Raw genomic sequence first — 15,665 nt, 5'->3', positions numbered from 1 at the left:
CACACGAGACATCATGATCCTGACCGAAGAACACCAGATGATCCGCGACGCCCTACGCAGCTATGCGCAGGAGCGCCTGGCCCCGCAGGCCGCCCGCTGGGACAAGGAACACTACTTTCCGAAAGCCGAACTGAAGGAACTGGCGCAACTGGGCGCATTTGGCGTGGCCGTGCCCGAGCAGTACGGCGGCGCGGGCCTGGACTACGTGTCGCTGGCGCTGGTGCTGGAAGAGATCGCGGCCGGCGACGGCGGCACCTCGACCATCATCTCGGTCAACAACTGCCCGGTGTGCTCGATCGCCATGATGTACGCCAGCGAAGAGCAGAAGCAGCAGTGGCTGGTGCCGCTGGCGCAAGGCGAGATGCTGGGTGCATTCGCCCTGACCGAGCCGCACACCGGCAGCGACGCCGCCGCCCTGCGCACCACGGCCATGCGCGACGGCGACGAATACGTCATCAACGGCACCAAGCAGTTCATCACCAGCGGCAAGCACGGCGACGTGGCCATCGTCATGGCCGTCACCGATAAAGCCGCCGGCAAGAAGGGCATTAGCGCCTTCTGGGTGCCGACGAATACCCCGGGCTACATCGTCGCCGGCCTGGAACACAAGATGGGCCAGCACTCCTCGGACACGGCGCAGATCGTGTTCGAGAACTGCCGCGTCCCGGCCGCGAATCTGATCGGCGAAGAAGGCATGGGCTACAAGATCGCCCTGTCGGGCCTGGAGGGCGGGCGCATCGGCATCGCCTCGCAATCGGTGGGCATGGCGCGCGCCGCTTTCGAAGCGGCGCTGGCGTATGCCAAGGAACGCACCAGCTTCGGCAAGGCGATCTTCGAGCACCAGTCGGTGCAGTTCAAGCTGTCGGAAATGGCGATGAAGATCGAGGCGGCGCGCCAGCTGATCCTGCACGCGGCCTCGATGAAGGATGCCGGCTTGCCCTGCCTGAAGGAAGCGGCGATGGCCAAGCTGTTTGCCTCCGAAATGGCCGAGCGCGTGGTATCGGATGCGATGCAAGTCTTCGGCGGCTACGGCTACGTGGCCGACTTCCCGATCGAGCGCATCTACCGCGACGTGCGCGTCTGCCAGATCTACGAAGGCACGAGCGACATCCAGAAAATCCTGATCGCGCGCGCGCTGTGATGGTGGCGCCGGCAATCATCCCGCTCACCCAGCAGGACTTGCCGGCGCTGTTCGTCTACCTCGATGACCACCTGGGCGACAACGGCCGCAACGGCACGCCGCTGTTCCAGCCGATGCCGCGCGCCGCCTCCTTTTTCCCGGTCGAGAAGCGCGCCGGCTTCGTGCTCGGCCTGGGCACCGCGCTGGATGCGCCCGGCTGGCGACGCGGCTGGCTCGCCATCGATGCCGATGGCGCCATCTGCGGCCACATCGACTTGCGCGCGCGGCCCGAACGCACGGCAGCGCACCGCTGCCTGCTCGGCATGGGGGTGCACCGCGATTATCGTGGCCAAGGGCTGGGCGCGCGCCTGCTCGACACCGCGCTGGCCTGGGCCGATGCGCAGGGCCTGGCCTGGGTCGACCTTGAAGTGCTGTCCAATAACCTCCCCGCACGCCGCCTGTACGCACGCAGCGGCTTCATCCAGACCGGCGAGATTCCCGACCTGTTCCGCATCGACGGCGAGCAGCACGGCTATGTGTTCATGAGCCACAGCCTTTGATGTTCGTAGGGTGGACTCGTAATGGAGGCCACTGGCCTCCATTACTCCACGCTGTACGACATGCGCATGTCGATATGTCATGCATAGTACGGTTTGCATGCGCTACAGGCTGGTTGCACACGTAACGGTTTACGCAGGTTCGACCGCGTGGACTCGGGAGTCCACCCTACGAACTGCGAACAACATGGCGACGTCTGTATGAGCCTTGCCGTTGGGAAGCGATAAGGCAGCTTTTTTCCCGCTTTTTCCTTTAACGACGCTTAAGTGCGTCCCAAGTGTGCGGGAAGTGTGCCTTACCTAACAAACATCGCGCGTCAACTCTGCGAAGGTAGCTGAAGCTGCACAGCCCGCCAATCCTGGCGCCTGCATTGCAAGTTCACACACTTTACCGAATGGAGAGACGTATGACGACGACGGCAAACGAACACCTGAACGACTGGCTGCGCGATGCGCACGCGATGGAACAGCAAGCGGACAAGATGCTGAACGCGCAAGCGGAACGCCTGGAACACTATCCGGAACTGCGCGCGCGCATCGTCCAGCACATCGAGGAAACCCGCTGGCAGCAAAGCCAGCTCGACGAAATCATGACCCGCCGCGGCATCAGCAACTCGGTGCTGAAGGACCTGGGCGGCAAGCTGGCCGCCTTTGGCCAGGCAGTCGGCGGCATGACCACCAGCGACGAAGTGGTGAAGGGTGCCATGGCCGGCTACGTTTTCGAGAACCTGGAAATCGCCAGCTACGTCTCCCTGATCGGCGCCGCCAAGGCCGTCGGCGACACCGCCACCGCTGCTGCCTGCGAACAGATCCTGGCCCAGGAAAAGGCAATGGCCGCCTGGCTGCTGGAACACCTGCCGCAAGTTACGCAAGCCTTCCTGGTGCGTTCGGAAACGCCAGGCGCCGAAGCCAAGGTCTGAGTACGGCACGCCCATGCGGGCTTTCATTGCTTTACTTGCAATATGAAAGAAGCTCATAATGATGCATCCAAGCATTATTATGAGCTTTCTTCATGCATATCGATTCTTCTCTCCCGCTATCCCTGGCGCTGATGACGGCGCTGTATGCTTGCACGCCGCTCGCGGCTGCCGACACGGTGCAGGCTCGAGGACTGGCCTACCTGGGCAAGGCGGACTGCCGGATCGCCCCCCTCGAACCCGCGCCCGACAAGGGCGAAATCAGCTGGACAGGCGGCTGTGCCGACGGCTACGCCAGTGGCAAGGGCATGCTTACATGGAATGTGCCGACGGTTAGCAAGGTCACGCTCGAAGCGACGCTTGTGCGTGGTGAAGCCAGCGGCGAAGTGGTACTCAAGACATCCCGCTTTACTTACGCCGGTACGATGAGGAATGGCGTGCCGAACGGCGAGGGGTATTTCCAGTTCGAGGGACGCGGCTGGTACGAAGGCGAGGTTGCCAATGGCCTGCCGCATGGCAAAGGTACCTTTCTGAACATCGACCGCTCGCGCTATACGGGCGATTGGGTACAAGGCAAGCGTCATGGCCAGGGAACAGCGACATTTGCCACCGGCGGTAGCTATACCGGTAGCTGGAAGGATGATGTTTTCGACGGACAGGGCGCTGTAGTCTACGCCGGCGCCGGCCACAAGTTCCAAGGCCTATTCCAGGACGGCCGCATCGCCGGTCTGCCCAAGGCGGCTGCCGTCGTGGGTCGGTACGGCGTCGATGGCGAAGTAGGCGAGGGGCCGAATCGCGACAGCGGGGTCGTTGCTTATCTGCCAATGCAAGCAAGCTGGAACGATCTGACGCCAGCGCAGAAAAACGCCTTCCTCAGGAACTACCCGGCATTGGAAGCCGGAGACGAGCCGCCGTTCCCGCTCAAGGGCGAAGCCGGCCTGTTCGACAAGGTTTCCCGCATGAACCACACCTTTGGAGTGGTCAAGGGCAGCCTCGGTGTCTACGTATTGGTCGGCAAGGATGGCAAGCCGCTCAGCGTAACAGCCTATGGCGCGCCCACCGCGACCATCGTGCGTGCGCTATCGACCGTCTACATGCTTGAGCAATACAAGCCGGCGCGTTGCCGGGGCGAACCGTGCGAGATGGTCTACGCGGTCAACTTCATGTTTACCGTCGACGACTGACTGCGCTCGCTGCCGGTCACCGCCAGGCGACCGCCGGCTCCAGCAAGGTCACCGTCTGCCGTTCGGCGTCGAGGGTGGCCTGGATGCCCATCGGGATCGTGAACTGGTTGCGGATGTGGCCGATCGAGTAGCCGGTCACTGCCGGAATCGCCAGCGGCTGCAGGTGGATATCGAAGGTCTGGTCCAGCGTCAGCGACACGTCTTCGTGCTCGGGCCCGCAATCCTCGCAAATGCCGATCATCAGCGCCGCCGCTTTCCTGAACCCAACCGCCAGATCGAGCTGGGTCATCCAGCGGTCGATACGGTAGGGCGCTTCGTTCACTTCTTCCAGGAACAGGATGGCATCGCGGAAGTCGGCCGCATACGGCGTGCCGGCCAGCGCCGCCACCAGGCTCAAGTTCCCGCCGATCAGCGGGCCGGTAGCACTACCGCCATGCACGGTGCGCATGCCGAAGTGCGGTTGCAATACGGCGCGGCGGCTGTTTTCCAGCGCCATCGGAATCGTGTAGGTCGGCTGCGGATTGCCCAGCACGGCCAGCATGTGCTCGCGCGCATAGTCCGACAGCGTCGACGAGGCCACCGGACCGTGGAAGGTCACCAGCCCGGTTTCCTTCAGGATCGCCAGGTGCAGGGCGGTGATGTCGGAGTAGCCGAGCAGGATCTTCGGGTGCCTGCGGATCAGGCCGTAGTCGAGTTCCTTCAGCAGCGAGATGCAGCCCGAGCCGCCGCGGATCGGCCACAGCATCGTCACTTCCGGGTCGGCGAACATGGCGTGCAGGTCCGACAGGCGCTGCCCCACGGTGCCGGCGTAATTCCCGTTCACTTCGCGCAGGTACTGTCCCTCGCGCACCTTCAGGCCCAGGCTCTCGATATTCGCGCGCGCCTTGGCGATCGATTTTTCGCTGGTGTAGCCGCCCGGCGCGATCAGGCCGACGGTGTCGCCACGGCGCAGGCGCGGCGGTTTGATCAGGGGTTTCATACGGGAAGGTGGCTTGCGTGCGCGCGGCCGGGCCGCCGCTTCGCTGTGGAGAGGGAGGGTCGCTGCGGCGGCGAGCCAGGCGGCAAAGGCGCGCCGGCTGATCTTCAAGCTGGACATGCGTTCGGTTTCAATGAAAAACGGCCCGCGCCGTGGAGGCGCGGGCCGCAAACGAAGCGACAAATCAGAAGAACTTGTACTTCATCGACAGCGAGAACGAACGGCCACGCGGATTGGCCACGCGCGGGTCCCAGCCGGCGCCCACGACTTCGTCGACGTTGTGCGCGGTGAACGGCGGGTCGCGGTCGAACAGATTCTGGATGCCGAAGGTAAGCGAGGCGTTCTGGATGCCGGTGTACTTGGCCGACAGGCCCCAGGTCGTGTAGCTCGACACGGTCGGGTCGAAGCCCGGCGGCGGCGCGCCGATGCCCTTGTTCGGCACCTGGTCGTTGTAGCCGCTGGCGAAGTTGTTGCTCAGCGTGCCGCTCCAGTCGCCACGGGCGACGGTGAAGGTGGCGTTGTGCTTCCAGCGCAGGTACAGGTCACGCGTGTAGAAGTTGCCCACGTATTCCTTGTAGGCCTGGCCAGCCAGTTCGGCGAACTGGAAGTGCTGGGTCCAGGTGCCGTCCAGGCCCGCGCTCCACTTGAAGTCGCCGAACCTGCCGTCGCCGCGCAGGCCGAGGTCGGCGCCGCGGGTCTTCACGCCGCCGGCGTTGATCCAGCCCGAGCGCACGTAGTCGATGGTGCCGGGGTTGCCGTCGTTGTTGCGGATCACGTTGGCGGCCAGGCCGGGCTGGTTCGCCAGGATGATCTGCGGCGTGCGGTTCAGGATCTTGTCCTTGGTGTTGATCAGCCAGTAATCCACCGAGGCCGAGAAGCCCTTGAACGGCTCGACCACCACGCCCAGCGTGCCCTGCTTCGAGGTTTCCGGCTTCAGCGAGGAATTGCCGCCGGCCTTGAAATCGAGGCGGGCGATCGCGCAGTAGGCCGGGTCGCCCGGGTTCAGCGGGCAGCCGATCGGATCGATGACGCCGTTCGGCAGTTCGCCGTCGAGCGAAGCCGAATACAGCTGGGTGAAGCTCGGCGCCAGGAAGCCTTTATTCGCCGAACCGCGGAACAGCAGCCAGCTGGCCGGCTGGTAGCGGAAGGCGACCTTCGGATTGGTGGTGGAACCGATCACGCTGTAGTGGTCGCGGCGCAGGGCCAGCTGCACTTCCAGGTCCTTGACGACCGGCACGATCAGCTCGGCGTACACGGCCTTGATGTCGCGCTCGGCCTTTTTCAGGGCGGCATTGCCCGGCGCCTGCCAGACGATGGTGGCGTCGGCGTCCTGGCCGTAGGCATAGCCCTCGCGGCGCAGGTCGAAGCCGACCGCGGCGGCCAGCGGGCCGGCCGGCAGGTCCCAGATCTCGCCCGATACCGAGCCGTCGAGCTGGGTCAGCGTGGTGCGGCCATGCTGCAAATCGCCGCGGAACTTGGTCGACTCGATCAGCGCCATCGCTTCCGGCGTCTGGCTCTGGCCAGGCTGCAGCCACGGGTTGATCAGGCCGGTGCCCAGTGCCTGGTACATCGGCGTGGTGTAGGCATAGCCGTCGGTCAGCGTGGTCTGGGTCTTGCTGATCGCACGCGACAGGCCCAGCTTGTAGTCGTACTTGCCGAAGGCGCCTTCCAGGCCCACCAGCAGGCGCGCGCCGTCGGTGGTGTTGTCCATCTCGCGGTTGCCGAAGTCGGTGGCGCGCCACTTGTAGATGATCGGCAGATTCTTGTTAAAGCTCGAGATGTAGGGCGACAGGTCCTGGTAATAGGCGCCGCCGACCGGGTAGGCGCTCGCCGTGGCCAGCGAGGTCGAGATCTGCATCGGCGTCAGGATCGAGGTCACCTTCGAGCGCGAGGCCAGGCCTTCGACGAACAGGCGGTGGCCCGGCGCGATCTGGAAGGCGCCGCGCAGCAGGGCATTCGCGCGCTCGACCGGCGGCGACATGACGTAGTCGGCGCCGTAGTCGTAGGCGCAGGAATAGCGGCTGCGGGTCACCGGGGTGACGTCCGGCCAGAGCTGGCTCTGGTATTGCGACATCCAGGGGATCGAATCGCACTTGCCTTGCAGGCTCAGCAGGCTGGCCTGCAGGTAGCGCGTGGCGTCGCCCGGCATCTGGAAGTTGGCGCCCAGGGCGGTGCCGGCGCCGGTCAGCTGGTTTGCGAACGGGGTGCCGGTGGTGTCCGGCGACAGGCCGCGCGCGGGCTGGAAGCCGTTCGCGAAGTCGCGCTGGTGCGAGTGCAGCATGTTGTTCTTGTCGACCGTCAGCGAGGCCATGATGTTGTAGCGGTCGCTGTCCAGATCGCCCGTGCCGGCCAGGAGCGAGGCGCGGCGGGTCAGGCCGCCGCCGGCTTCGGTGGCGTTCACGTTGGCGCTGGCCTCGAGGCCCTGGTAATCCGTCTTCAGGATGAAGTTGACCACGCCGCCGACGGCGTCGGTACCGTAGATGGCCGAGGCGCCGTCCTTCAGGATCTCGACGCGTGCGATGGCCGCCAGCGGGATCGAGTTCAGGTCGACCGCCTTGCCGCTGCCGCCGTGGGTGGCGATGCGGCGGCCGTTGAGCAGCACCAGGGTGCTGTTCGGGCCCAGGCCACGCAGCGAGGCGAACGAGGCGCCGCCGCTGACCCGGTCGGCATCGGCGCCGAACACGTTGTTACCCGAGGTCATGTTGTCGGCGCCGGTACCGTTGGCGGAAATGGTGCGCACCAGCTCTTCGGTCGTGTTGATGCCCTGCTTTTCGATGTCGTCGAAGGTAATCACCTGCACCGGCAGCGCGCCTTCCTTGGCAATGCGCTTGATGCTGGAACCGGTGATCTCGACGCGTGCCATCGGTGGTGCCTGCACCTGCTGTGCGACCGCCGGGCTGACGACGCCGATCAAGGCAATCAGATGGGCCAGTTTTTTTAATTTCACGCGTCTCTCCTGAGGGGTGTGGACGATACGGGCCGAGCGGCCGATCGCTGTTTTCCGTCGTCCTGTCCAGGCACTGCGGGTCGGCAGCAACTTGGCAAGACGTTATGTTTGATTTGAGGGTAAGCCTGATGATTTGGCACGAGCCAATGAAATAAGCACCGGGAAGTATAACTTCCAGGAATGTTTATAGTTGGAAAACAACTATGTGCTAGGGGCGCTGTCTTGACGAGCGTGCCCTTTGCGCAACATCGACGTCCAGGTAACGCCAGTTGGTGAATTCGACGGGGTGGCGCTTGTAGTTTTTTAGCCACGGCTGGCGGATATCCGCCGACAGCACATGGGTCAACGGCACCCAGGGGTTGTAGGCGTGGATCAGCTGGTTCATCTCGAAGTAGAGCTTCTGGCGCGCCGGACCGTCGGCCAGTGCGCGCGCCTGTTCGTAGCGTTCGTTGTAGGCCGGCAAATTGAAGCGCGCGTAGTTGGCGCGGCCGGCGTTCGGGCCGTAGAGCAGCTGGTAGAAGTTGTCGCCATCGGGGAAGTCGGCGATCCAGTTACTTTCGAACATGGTCACCTTGCCCAGGCGCGAGGCCTTGATGATCTCGGTTTTTTTGTCCGACTTGAACACCACGCGCAGGCCGATGGCGTTCAGGCACTTGCGCCACAACTCGTCGCGCAGGCGCCCGCCGACCGTGGCTTCGCTGTGCATGGCGAGCGTCAGCGGCTTGCCGTCCGGCGCTGTCCTGAACCCCTCGGCGTCGCGCTTGCCGTAGCCGTGGCGGTCGAGCAGGGCATTGGCCAGCGCCGGGTCGTAGGGCACGGGGCTGCGGTAGTCCGGGTCGTAGCCGAGCACGTTCGGCGGCAGCGGGGATTCGGCCTTGATCGCGAAACCCTTTTTCAGCAGGGCGATGTCTTCGGCGCTGTTGTAGGCCAGAGAAATGGCGCGGCGCAGGGCGATCCGGTCTTTCGTGTAGCCGCCCAGCACCGGATCGTTCATGTTCATCCACATGTAATAGGTCTGCAGTACCGGGAAGCGCGACAGCTGCATGCCGCGCGCCTGCAGTTCCGGCTTCAGCGCGCCGTCGCGGATCACCATGTCGGTCATGGATTCGGGCACCTGCTCGAGGTAATCGTATTCCCCGTTCAGGAAGCCGAGCATGCGGCCCTGGAATTCCTCGGCGATTTTCACCTCCACGCGGTCGACGCGCGGCAGGCGCTTGCCTTCCAGGCTCTTTGCGATGGCCTGTGCTTCGGGGTCAGCGCCGGGGGTGGCGTGGAAGACGGCGGTCGAATAGGGGTTGGCTTGCAGGACGATGCGGTCGCTGCGTTTCCATTCCTTGACCAGGAAGGGGCCGGTGCCGATTGGGTGGTTGCCGGCCTGGCCGGGATAGGCTTCGATCACTTCGCGTGCCACCACGCCGGAGGCCGGCGTGGCCATGTAGAACAGGAAGTTGTTGTCGGGTTCCTTCAGGCGGATACGCAGGGTGTGGCGGTCGGGAGCTTGCAGGCCGCTGACCGGCGTGTCGATATCAAAATTTTTCTTGAGCGCTTCGTCGCCTTCGATCTTGCCGTCGAACATATAGGACCACGGGGATTTCAGGGTCGGGTCGTACAGGCGCTTGATGCTGTAGACGTAGTCTTGCGCAGTCATTTCGCGCTTGTTGCCTTTGAAGGCGGGGTCGTCGGTGAAATGGATGCCGGGGCGCAGGTGGAAGGTGTAGGTGCGGCCATCCGGGCTCACTTCGGGCATCTGCGTGGTGGTGTTCGGGCGCAGTTTCACCGGGCGCGCGAGGTAGTCGTAGCGCAGCAGGGGGTCGAAGATGTTTTCCAGCAGGGATAGCGTGGCGATGTCGGAGGCGGCGGCGGGGTCGAGGCCGGTTTCGCTGGTGGAGAGGAACATGCGCAGGACTTTGTCCGGGGCTGCGCTTGATGGCGCCGTTGGGGCCTGGGCCGCAGCGGGGAAAGCAAAGACGCCGGATGCGAACAGCAGCGCGGGCAGGGCGGAGCGTAGTTTCATTTGTGCATGTCCTGGTTGAGCGTTCGTATCATAGGCGGGGTGGTGGAGTGATGCAAACGGAGACAATACCGGCTGAGTACCTGCTTCTTCATCGGAGCCGGATGCATCAACCGTACGGTGGGGTCATTGATGCCGGGGGCATCAATGACGTGCCCACGCGGTTACGTGCGTCATCTTTCACCTGCGGCTATGACGATTCGCTCCGCGGCTCAACCATGGATACAGAGGGTAGCGGGACGCTTTTGCACACGTCGCCGAGGGGCGTCGTGTTCGATAAAACGAGCGCCAACCATGATCATCGTTCCGCGTGGGCACGGGGTGCCCACCGTACGGGATGCACCCGGCCACAATGAGCGCGCGGTATGAACGGCGTCCACCATAACTTTTGTGCATGGCGCCGCTGCATTCTTTCATCTTTGCAGCTTGCTGTGCGCCTATACTCTCAGCTGCACAATCGTGCGCAGGAATGCCGTGATTCCACATCCGCGGCTGGTGAACGCGTGGCGGCGCCGTATCGGCATCCGCCCTTTCGGACTGAACATGGCATTAAATTACATCTGGACCGGTTTCTTCCTCGTTGGTTTCGTCGCAGCACTGGCACAGTGGCTGTTCCTCGGCGATACTGAAATCTTCAAGCGCATCATCGACGGCACCTTTTCCTCGGCGAAGATGGCGGTGATGGACATCGCCCTGCCGCTGGCCGGCGTCATGACCCTGTGGCTGGGCATCATGAACGTGGGCGAAAAGGCCGGCGCCATCAATTTGTTCGCGCGCATCATCGCCCCCTTCTTCTCGCGCATCTTCCCCGAAGTGCCGCGCGACCACCCGGCCAACGGCCACATGGTGATGAATTTTTCGGCCAACATCCTCGGCCTGGACAATGCCGCCACGCCCTTCGGCCTGAAGGCGATGGAAAGCCTGCAGACGCTGAACCCGCGCAAGGATGAAGCCAGCAACGCCCAGATCATGTTCCTGGTCATCCAGACCTCCGGGCTCACCGTGATTCCGCTGGCCATCATGGCCCAGCGCGCCATCCTCGGCGCGGCCAATCCGGCCGACATTTTCATTCCGACCCTGATCGCGACCTTCTGCTCGACCCTGACCGGCATCGTGGCGGTCAGCCTGCGCCAGGGCATCAATTTGCTGCATCCGGTGGTATTCGGCTGGATCGGCGGCCTGACGGCAATCGTCGCCGGCATCGTGTTCTACCTGACGAACTTTTTGGCCAAGGCCGAGATCGAGCTGGTCTCGGTGGTGGCGGCCAACCTGATCCTGTTCTCGATCATCGCCGCCTTCATGGTCGCGGCGCTGGTGCAGCGCGTGAATGTGTTCGAGTCCTTCATCGAAGGGGCAAAGGGCGGCATCGAGACTTCGCTGAAGATCATCCCCTATTTGGTCGGCATGCTGGTGGCGATCAGCGTCGTGCGCAACTCCGGCATCCTGGGCATGATCGTGAACGCCTTTGCCTGGGTGTTCACCCAGCTCGGCCTGCCCACCGATTTCGTCGGCGCGCTGCCGACCGCGCTGATGAAACCGCTGTCGGGCAGCGGCTCGCGCGCGATGATGATCGATGCCATGACCACCTACGGCGTCGATTCCTTCGTCGGCCGCCTGGCCTCCATCCTGCAGGGCGCGGCCGACACCACCTTCTACATCGTCGCCCTGTACTTCGGCTCGGTCGGTATCCGCAAGACCCGCTATGCGATTGGCTATGGCCTGATCGCCGACCTGGCCGGCGTGATCGCCGCCATCTTCGTCGCCTACCTCTTCTTTGGTTAAGGATGCCCATGCCACGCCGCCTCGCTCTCGCCACCGCCGTCCTTGCCTGCCTGTCCGCTTGTGCCCAGGTGGAGCGGGCGCCCGCCGCGCCGTCGGCATCCGTGCCTGTGCCGCGGGCCTCGGCCCCTGTGCCGCCTGTGGCGCAGCCTTCCGTGGCTGTGCCACAAGCGTCCGCCGCCATGCCGCAACTGGTGGACGGCGCCCTGCCAGTGGGCAGCCTGCCCCAGCCGGTGATGACCCTGCTGGCGGCGAACGGCATCGCGCCGGCATCGCTGAGCGCCCTGGTGCTGCGCGGCGGCCAGACCGTGCTGGCGCACGGCGCGGGCCGTCCCATGCAGCCGGCCTCGACGATGAAGCTGGTGACGACCCTGGTGAGCCTGGAGCAGCTGGGCCCGGTGTTCCGCGGGCGTACCGAGCTGCTCAGCAACGGCGAGGTGAAGAACGGCGTGCTGCAGGGCGACCTGGTATTGCGCGGCGGCGCCGACGCCGATTTCTCGGGCGAGGCGCTGGACACCATGCTGCGCGCGCTGGAACTGTCCGGCGTCAAGCGCATCGCCGGCAACCTGGTGCTGGACCGCAGCCTGTTCAATCCGGCGCGCCAGGACCGCGGCCTGCCGCCCTTCGACGAGTCGCCGGAAGCCTATTACAACGTGATTCCCGACGCGCTGCTGGTCAACAAGAACATGCTGCAGATCGACATGCGCTCGACCGGCAAGAGCCTGACACTGACGATGCAGCCGGAACTGGAAGGCGTGCGCGTGGTGTCGGAAATGACCCTGGTCGACGCCAATTGCGCGCGCTGGGAAGATGGCTGGAAATTGCCGGAAGCAGTAAAAGGCGCCGATGGCCGCGTCAAGGTGGTGCTGCGCGGGACCTTCCCGAAAAACTGCGTCCAGACTAACAGCATCAACGTGGTCGACCGCGACGATTACCTCGACGGCCTGTTCCGCATGAAGTGGAAACAGCTCGGCGGCACGCTCGAGGGCAAGACGATGGAGGGCATTGCGCCGCCGGATGCGCGCCTGCTGGCCCTGCACAGCGCGCGCGCCCTGCCGGAAGTCGTGCGCGATACGAATAAACCGTCGGACAATGCGCTGGCGCGCACCCTGTTCCTGAGCCTGGGCGCGCTGGAAGCCGATCCGGTGCTGGGCAGCCGCCCGCTGCCGCTGGTGCCGGGGCAGAGCACCTACACCCGCGCCGATCAGGTGGTGCGCAACTGGATGCGGGCGCGCGGCATCGACGACAGCGGCTTCGTAATCGAGAACGGCTCGGGCCTGTCGCGCATCGAGCGCATCAGCCCGCTGCAGATGGGTGGGCTGCTCCAGGCCGGACTGCGCAGCAACTGGGCGCCGGAATTCCAGGCCAGCATGCCGATCGTCGCCGTCGACGGTACCATGCGCCGCCGCCTGCACGGCAGCCCGGCAGCCGGCCGTGCGCGCCTGAAGACGGGAACGCTGCGCAACGTGGTGGCGGTGGCGGGTTATGTGCCGGATGCCAGCGGGGTGCAGAACGTAGTGGTGGCGATGGTGAACGACGAGCGCGCCGGGGAAGGGCGCGGCCGGGCCGTGGTCGATGCGCTGGTGGACTGGGTGGCGCGCTCGGGCGCGCCTGCGCCGGCACCTGCGCCGGGTGCGGTGTCCGCGACGATGCCGTCCATGCCCCCTGGCTCGGACACGACAGCCGCCGCTGCCTCGGGAACGCCAACCCTGCACTAGCCGCACCCGGTATCGCCGGGCGATACGTTTGCGTCAGTAACACAATACTCCGCAGGCCCCGGTTGGCCTGCGGCCGCGATTTCGAGATGATGCTTGCACCTGATCAAAGGAGCATCTCATGAAACGCCTTGTGCTGTCCTCCCTGCTCGCATCCGTCCTCAGTCTTTCCTGCGCCACGGCGTCGGCGGCCGGCCAGTCCGCGCCGTCGCAGGCCAGCGCCAACTTGTCCGGCGTGGTCGTGTTCGGTTCCGTGCTCACCGTGGCGGCGGCCGGCAGCGTGGTCGTCGCCAGCGTCAAGACGATCGGCGAGGGACTGGAAATCGTGGTCGAAAGCCTGGCCGACGGCAGCCGCGCAACGCTGCGCCTGTCCGGTGCGGTAGCGGGCGGCCTGTCGGTGGCGGCCGGCACCTCGGTCGAGGTGGTAACGGCTTCCACCGGCCATGTGCTGGTCTTGGCGGGTAAGGCGATTGCCTTCATCCCAAACGAAGTGGGCAAGGCCCTGCTGCACCATGCACGGGTGGGCTGACATGCGCCGCCATGCATTCGCCGCCGCGCCTGGCGCTTCGCCAGTGGCCGCATCCCGCACCTCGATCGCGGCCTCGGTTGCTGCCTCAGTTACCGCATCGGTTGCTGCCTCATCCCGCACTTCGATCGCCGCCGCGGTTGCCGTCTCCCTGGCCATCGCCTCCCCCGCCCAGGCCGGCCAGGCCTGCGCCGACAAGCCGCTCACGCCGACCGAGGTCGTGATGTCGATGGACCTGGCCCAGCGCACCGTGCAAGCGCTCGACGCCAGCGGCGCGAAGGTGGCGCTGGTATCGCGCGCCGGCCAGGACCTGAGCCGCTACCGCCTTCGCTATTCGCACATGGGCGTCGCCGTGCGCGACCACCCGGCAGGGCGCTGGACCGTCGTGCACGAGCTGAACGAGTGCGGCACGGCGGCCTCGAACCTCTACAACGAGGGCATGGGCAATTTCTTCCTGACCGATTTATACCGCCATGAAGCCCAGCTCGTGATTCCCGGCCCGGCCGCGCAGGAGCGCATCGCGCAGGTGTTCGCCACGCGCACGCCACAGCGCATGCACGAAGGGCACTACAACATGCTGGCCTACGTGTACTCGACCAAGTACCAGAACTCGAACCAGTGGGTGCTCGAATCCCTGGCCGCCGCCATGGCGCCGCCGGGGCAGGTGGAAACCCGCGGCGAGGCCCAGGCCTGGATGCGCTCGCTCCGCTTCCAGCCGCTGACGGTGGAAGTGCCGGCTGCAACGCGCCTGGGCGGACGCATGTTCCGCGCCAACGTCGCCTTCGACGACCACCCTTTCGATCGGCGCATGGCCGGCCAGATCGATACCGTGACCACCGATTCGGTCGTGCGCTTCGTGCGCATGACCGATCCGGATGCGAAGACCATGGTGGTCGACTAGGCCTGGACGGGGCGAATCACTGGTGAAAGATTATTTCATCCTGCCTCTCTCGGTGAAATAATATTTCAGGCATCAAAGCATTGAGGCATCAAGGCTTCGAGGTCTGGCTGCTGCGCGGCGCCACGCCCGAGGGTTCGAGCCAGGGTGCGCCCGCCACGTCGGGCCTGGCTTCCACCAGCGCCACCTGGGCGTTCGTGGTTTCGCGGATCGTGCGCACGATGTCGAGCATGGTCTTCTCGGCGTACTTGTCGGGCGTGCCGAGCACGTAGCCGGTGGCGCGGCGCGGCCATTCGAGCCAGCCGCCTTCCTTCTTGGTGAAGCCGGCGTACATGTCGAGGTGGTAGCCGCCCTTGTAGGGGAAGAGGCAGGCGACGATGTTCATGTCCTGGCTGCCGCGCACGTCGGGCGTGGCCTTGGCGGTCCAGCTCGCGCCTTCGCAGCTGGGGCCGCGCGCGGGGATGGTGCCTGGCGGCGCACCGGCGGGATCGGCCAGCTTGAAGCGGCCGGGCTGGTCCTGCACCTCGGCGCTGTCGGGCACCGGCGTGGCCAGCGTGGCGTTGCTGATGTTGCGGCTGATGCCTTCGCTGGCGGCGCGCGTGACCATGGTCCCGGCTGCGTCGGTCCTGATGTCGAAGACGCGGACGTATTCGACCGCCGTGTCGCGCGAGGCGAACATGTTGCCGCTGCCGGTGCTGCAGCCTGTGAGCGCGGCGGCGACTGCCACGGCCATCATCGAAGCTTTCATGACTTACCTCTCTTGTCCGTTGGAGATGGAATCGTTCTCGCGGAAGAAGCGGCCTCGAGCGTCAAGCGGAGGCGTCAAATCTTCCGTCGGTATGGAACGATTCTCCGGGGCGGATGAAGAGGAAGGATGAGAAAGCTCAAGTGTGCGCGTGCGCGACGCGGTGGCGTGTTTGATGGAAGGGTGGTAGGCGGAAGTCCGGGCGCGGAGCGGAGAATGCGCCGTTTTTCATGTGGTGAGACAGCGTGGACTCAGGAGTCCACCCTACGAAGCCCGCCTTGGTAGGGTGG

At 65.0% G+C, this 15,665-nt stretch carries 12 protein-coding genes; 8 read left to right on the top strand and 4 right to left on the bottom strand.

Going from position 1 to position 15,665, the window contains the following annotated elements; genetic code table 11:
* Positions 1 to 13 precede the first annotated feature (13 nt).
* The 4 genes from LK540_RS07020 to LK540_RS07005 all read left to right on the top strand — a co-directional run bounded on the left by LK540_RS07020 (position 14) and on the right by LK540_RS07005 (position 3,778).
* Complete coding sequence (locus LK540_RS07020; RefSeq protein WP_229436393.1) at positions 14 to 1,141, top strand: acyl-CoA dehydrogenase family protein; 1,128 nt, start codon at positions 14 to 16, stop codon at positions 1,139 to 1,141.
* On the top strand, positions 1,141 to 1,680 hold the full coding sequence (locus tag LK540_RS07015) for a GNAT family N-acetyltransferase (protein ID WP_229436392.1): 540 nt from the start codon (positions 1,141 to 1,143) through the stop codon (positions 1,678 to 1,680). The genes LK540_RS07020 and LK540_RS07015 overlap by 1 nt, the downstream gene beginning before the upstream one ends.
* Positions 1,681 to 2,084: 404 nt before the next feature.
* Positions 2,085 to 2,597, top strand: a complete 513-nt coding sequence (locus tag LK540_RS07010; RefSeq protein ID WP_229436391.1) for a ferritin-like domain-containing protein — start codon at positions 2,085 to 2,087, stop codon at positions 2,595 to 2,597.
* Between the two features lie 92 nt (positions 2,598 to 2,689).
* Positions 2,690 to 3,778 carry an MORN repeat-containing protein gene (locus LK540_RS07005; RefSeq protein WP_229436390.1) on the top strand — a complete coding sequence of 363 codons (1,089 nt, stop codon included), beginning with the start codon at positions 2,690 to 2,692 and terminating at the stop codon, positions 3,776 to 3,778.
* A gap of 16 nt (positions 3,779 to 3,794) precedes the next feature.
* Here LK540_RS07005 and LK540_RS07000 read toward each other — a convergent pair whose 3' ends face one another.
* The 3 genes from LK540_RS07000 to LK540_RS06990 form a co-directional block, all read right to left on the bottom strand.
* Positions 3,795 to 4,874, bottom strand: a complete 1,080-nt coding sequence (locus LK540_RS07000; RefSeq protein WP_229436389.1) for an LD-carboxypeptidase — start codon at positions 4,872 to 4,874, stop codon at positions 3,795 to 3,797.
* A gap of 64 nt (positions 4,875 to 4,938) precedes the next feature.
* On the bottom strand, positions 4,939 to 7,701 hold the full coding sequence (locus tag LK540_RS06995; RefSeq protein WP_229436388.1) for a TonB-dependent receptor: 2,763 nt from the start codon (positions 7,699 to 7,701) through the stop codon (positions 4,939 to 4,941).
* A 208-nt stretch (positions 7,702 to 7,909) separates the two neighbouring features.
* A complete protein-coding gene (locus LK540_RS06990; RefSeq protein WP_229436386.1) occupies positions 7,910 to 9,715 on the bottom strand; it encodes an ABC transporter substrate-binding protein in 1,806 nt (601 codons plus the stop codon).
* Positions 9,716 to 10,255: 540 nt separating this feature from the next.
* Between LK540_RS06990 and LK540_RS06985 the strand changes: the two genes are divergently transcribed.
* The 4 genes from LK540_RS06985 (at position 10,256) to LK540_RS06970 (ending at position 14,633) form a co-directional block, all read left to right on the top strand.
* Entirely contained in the window at positions 10,256 to 11,494 is a 1,239-nt protein-coding gene (locus LK540_RS06985; RefSeq protein WP_229436385.1) for a nucleoside recognition domain-containing protein, read from the top strand.
* A 152-nt stretch (positions 11,495 to 11,646) separates the two neighbouring features.
* Entirely contained in the window at positions 11,647 to 13,209 is a 1,563-nt protein-coding gene (gene dacB / locus LK540_RS06980) for a D-alanyl-D-alanine carboxypeptidase/D-alanyl-D-alanine-endopeptidase (RefSeq protein WP_229436383.1), read from the top strand.
* 118 nt (positions 13,210 to 13,327) lie between these two features.
* Positions 13,328 to 13,735, top strand: coding sequence for a hypothetical protein (locus LK540_RS06975; RefSeq protein ID WP_229436381.1), 408 nt, complete (start codon positions 13,328 to 13,330; stop codon positions 13,733 to 13,735).
* A 1-nt stretch (position 13,736) separates the two neighbouring features.
* Positions 13,737 to 14,633, top strand: a complete 897-nt coding sequence (locus LK540_RS06970; protein ID WP_229436379.1) for a DUF2145 domain-containing protein — start codon at positions 13,737 to 13,739, stop codon at positions 14,631 to 14,633.
* An 88-nt stretch (positions 14,634 to 14,721) separates the two neighbouring features.
* Here the strand turns inward: LK540_RS06970 and LK540_RS06965 are convergent, their stop codons facing one another.
* Positions 14,722 to 15,378, bottom strand: a complete 657-nt coding sequence (locus tag LK540_RS06965) for a hypothetical protein (protein WP_229436378.1) — start codon at positions 15,376 to 15,378, stop codon at positions 14,722 to 14,724.
* Positions 15,379 to 15,665: the final 287 nt, after the last annotated feature.

Source organism: Massilia sp. IC2-278, assembly GCF_020708045.1.
Classification (GTDB): domain Bacteria; phylum Pseudomonadota; class Gammaproteobacteria; order Burkholderiales; family Burkholderiaceae_D; genus Telluria.
This window is presented reverse-complemented; position numbering and strand designations above follow the sequence as displayed.

Excerpts from the sequence above, each read along its gene's own strand:
- LK540_RS07020 (WP_229436393.1), top strand. The coding sequence starts at position 14 with ATGATCCTGACCGAAGAACACCAGATGATCCGCGACGCCCTACGCAGC.
- LK540_RS07015 (WP_229436392.1), top strand. The coding sequence starts at position 1,141 with ATGGTGGCGCCGGCAATCATCCCGCTCACCCAGCAGGACTTGCCGGCG.
- LK540_RS07010 (WP_229436391.1), top strand. The coding sequence starts at position 2,085 with ATGACGACGACGGCAAACGAACACCTGAACGACTGGCTGCGCGATGCG.
- LK540_RS07005 (WP_229436390.1), top strand. The coding sequence starts at position 2,690 with ATGCATATCGATTCTTCTCTCCCGCTATCCCTGGCGCTGATGACGGCG.
- LK540_RS07000 (WP_229436389.1), bottom strand. The coding sequence starts at position 4,874 with ATGTCCAGCTTGAAGATCAGCCGGCGCGCCTTTGCCGCCTGGCTCGCC.
- LK540_RS06990 (WP_229436386.1), bottom strand. The coding sequence starts at position 9,715 with ATGAAACTACGCTCCGCCCTGCCCGCGCTGCTGTTCGCATCCGGCGTC.
- LK540_RS06985 (WP_229436385.1), top strand. The coding sequence starts at position 10,256 with ATGGCATTAAATTACATCTGGACCGGTTTCTTCCTCGTTGGTTTCGTC.
- LK540_RS06975 (WP_229436381.1), top strand. The coding sequence starts at position 13,328 with ATGAAACGCCTTGTGCTGTCCTCCCTGCTCGCATCCGTCCTCAGTCTT.
- LK540_RS06970 (WP_229436379.1), top strand. The coding sequence starts at position 13,737 with ATGCGCCGCCATGCATTCGCCGCCGCGCCTGGCGCTTCGCCAGTGGCC.
- LK540_RS06965 (WP_229436378.1), bottom strand. The coding sequence starts at position 15,378 with ATGAAAGCTTCGATGATGGCCGTGGCAGTCGCCGCCGCGCTCACAGGC.